The organism is Huintestinicola sp., assembly GCF_051882455.1.
Taxonomy (GTDB): domain Bacteria; phylum Bacillota; class Clostridia; order Oscillospirales; family Ruminococcaceae; genus Huintestinicola.
The window spans coordinates 1-2,538 of the sequence record NZ_JBJERV010000042.1 but is presented as its reverse complement, the minus strand read 5'-3'; the positions used below and the strand labels follow the sequence as shown (position 1 = coordinate 2,538).

The window sequence follows — 2,538 nt, the reverse complement described above, 5'->3', positions numbered from 1 at the left end:
ACTTTTACTATGACCTTATTTGTGCAAATTTTTTCATCTAAACACTTTATCGACAAGCTGAAACGAGTTCCCCCGAAGGAGAACTCGCCGTTAACATATCATACAGTCTGAACATTCCGCGCATTATCCGCAAGGAACGTTATGAATGCGTCGGGGGGGATCGGCTTGGAATAATAATAGCCCTGGAGATAGTCGCAGCCGATATCCGACAGCAGCTTTACCATTTCGGCGGTCTCCACGCCCTCTGCCACTATTTTCTTTTTTAGGGAGCGGAGCATTTCCACCGTGTGGCGGAGAACGATGAAGGCTTCCTTGTTTTCCATCGCGGGCCAGAGGATGCTTTTGTCTATCTTGACGATATCGGTGGGCAGGGTGATAAGATAATTTGCGGTGGAAAATCCTGTTCCGTAATCGTCCATAGAGAAGGACACGCCCCGTGAAATAAGCCTGTTCATATTGTTCAGCAGCGCGTCATAGTTTGCAAGGCCTGCGGTCTCGGTTATCTCGAAGTTTATCTGCTCGGGGGGGATGCTGTATTCCTCCATAATGCCCATAAGCTGTGAGCTGAGCTTTTCCTGGGCGCACTGGAGAACGGAAAGGTTCACCTCGATATATTTTATGCCGTATGCCTGCGCCTTTCCGCTTTTGAGGAAGCGGCAGACCGAGCGGAAGGAAAGCTCGCCTATCTCAGGGATAAGTCCGTTTGCCTCCGCAAGGGGGATAAATTCCTCGGGGCTTACGAAGCCCAGCTCCTTGTCTATCATTCTGATAAGGGCTTCTGCGCTGGAGAAGGTGCCCGTTTTGATATCGTAAAGGGGCTGGTAATACATCTGGAAGGAATCGTCCTTTATAGCCTGCTTGATGGCTGCAAGGACTTTAAGCTCGCGCTGCTTTGACTCCAGAGAGCCTGCGGTCATCTCCAGAACGGTCTCCTTGCCGCCCTTCATCGATTTGAGTGTGAAGTCGATGGCGTCGCGGATATCCTTTGCGGAGGAGACGAAGCCCGGGTATGTGAGGGTGCAGATATATGGCGTAACGGGGGCTTCTATGCCGTTCATGCTGATGGGCTTTCTGAAAAAATCCTGCAAAACTGCGGTCAGCTCGGAGGCGGAGGCAGTTTCGGATATAATAACAAATTCCCAGTTGCCCAGGTAGAACAGCTCGCTCTTTTTCAGCCGCTTTTTCAGGTCGTTCGCAACGATGGCGCAGATATTTCCGCTTTCCCTGAGCCCCAGTATCTCGGTGAAATAATTAAGTCCCATAGGGCAGAACGCCGCTGCGGCAAAGGACTTGTGCCTTTCGATGTATGACTCGGCGGTAATGTAGAAGGCTTCGGCATTGCAGCAGCCTATGCTCCTGTCCACATATTCTGCGGGGTTTTCAAGAGAGATGTAGAAGGTGAGCAGGGAAAGGGCTATCATATAATTGCCGATTATCTGCTCCGGGAAGAGGAGCTGTATGACCGAGGCGATTATGGTAAGGGTTATAAAGGCGGAAACAGACACTATCTGGACGGGCTTCAGGTTCTTTCTGAAACGGACTATGAGCACGAACTCGTAGGCAAGTATCAGAAGGGCGATGCCTGCAAGCACAAGGAACAGCGGTCCGTGGCGGTAGGTCATATTCTCATCGAAATAGATAACGAGCTTCGTAAAGGGCGTGGTGAACAGCAGCAGACCGTTCAGCACCGCTGCGCAAAGGGCAATGAGCCTGTCGAGGGAGCGCTTTTTGTCCTGCCTTGCTATTTCCGTGGCGTAGCAGAGGGAAAGGGGCGCAAGGTTCTCATAGGTGAAGAGATAGGCAATATTTAAGGCGTAGTTTAGCCACAGGGGGTACTGCTCAGCGCTGCCAAGCATACTTGTGGTGAAAATATGGAGCACGGACGAGGCAAGGGTAGCGACGAGTATTGCCACGAAAATAAAGTTTGCCCGTGTGCGGAACTTGTCTCTTATGGCGTAAAGCCCCATAAGCACCAGCAGGAGCACCGAAGCGGCATATTCATACTCGGTCACAAAATCTGTTGTGTTCATTTTTCGTCCCCCTTTCCCATGAGCGCAATTCATACTCATATACTATAGATAAAGAAAGAATGTAATTGTTTTCTTTTCGGTTTTATCATATCACAGGGAGGAGGATTTGTCAATATTTGGCGAAAGTCCGCCGCTTAAATCTGCATTTTTCACAAAAGGGGGCAGCATGGCTGCGGGTAAATTGTCTCCGACTAAGAGAACTTTACAATTAAGACGAAATTAAGACGTAAAAAATGTGAAAAAAGGGCTTGACAAACAGTTTCGGATGTGGTATTATAGTATTACCTCTTGATTGGGGTTTATTTTTTTTGCACTTTTTTTCGGAAAAGAGCGTATTAAGCCCCGGGCGGCAGGACAGGCTGTGCTTGTCACATTTGCCGGAGAGGGAGGCAATGGCAACTGCAGGCAGTTATGGCAACTGCAAGCAATTGCCTAAACAACGAACGCTGCAAAGCAGCATTAACAGGAGGTGCCGATATGAGAGTAAAGGTAACATTGGCTTGCACAG

The 2,538-nt window shown here is 49.2% G+C and carries 1 protein-coding gene; it reads right to left on the bottom strand.

Annotated features, from left to right (window positions below):
- Nucleotides 1-98: 98 nt before the first annotated feature.
- On the bottom strand, nucleotides 99-2,030 hold the full coding sequence (locus ACI4J0_RS05850) for an EAL domain-containing protein (RefSeq protein WP_439764875.1): 1,932 nt from the start codon (nucleotides 2,028-2,030) through the stop codon (nucleotides 99-101).
- Nucleotides 2,031-2,538 lie beyond the last annotated feature (508 nt).

Excerpts from the sequence above, each read along its gene's own strand:
- ACI4J0_RS05850 (WP_439764875.1), bottom strand. The coding sequence starts at position 2,030 with ATGAACACAACAGATTTTGTGACCGAGTATGAATATGCCGCTTCGGTG.